Origin of the sequence: Paracoccus sp. S4493, from assembly GCF_000967735.1 — a bacterium.
GTDB lineage: Bacteria > Pseudomonadota > Alphaproteobacteria > Rhodobacterales > Rhodobacteraceae > Paracoccus > Paracoccus marcusii.
Genome location: NZ_JXYF01000508.1, coordinates 1 through 377, shown reverse-complemented (window position 1 = coordinate 377; position 377 = coordinate 1). Strand labels below are relative to the sequence as shown.

Sequence of the window (377 nt, the reverse complement as noted above, 5' to 3'; positions counted from 1 at the left end):
CATCCTGCGGCTGGTGCCGGACCTGCCGCGCCTGCGGATCAGCTCAATCGATTCGATCGAGGCGGACGAGAACCTGATGCTGGCCATCGCGACCGAACCGCGCCTGATGCCGCATCTGCACCTGTCGCTGCAGGCCGGCGACGACATGATCCTGAAGCGGATGAAGCGCCGCCACCTGCGCGACGATGCCATCGCCTTCTGCGAGGAGGCGCGGCGGCTGCGTCCCGACATGGTCTTCGGCGCCGACATCATCGCCGGCTTTCCGACCGAGACCGAGGCGATGTTCGACAATTCGCTGAAGCTCGTTCAGGATTGCGGTCTGACCTTCCTGCATGTCTTCCCCTATTCGGCGCGCAAGGGCACGCCCGCGGCGCGCA

1 protein-coding gene is annotated in these 377 nt (G+C 66.0%); it reads left to right on the top strand.

Going from position 1 to position 377, the window contains the following annotated elements; translation table 11 throughout:
- Nucleotides 1-377, top strand: a 377-nt coding sequence (locus TW83_RS18775; RefSeq protein ID WP_045984310.1) for a radical SAM protein, incomplete at both ends; no start/stop codon positions are given.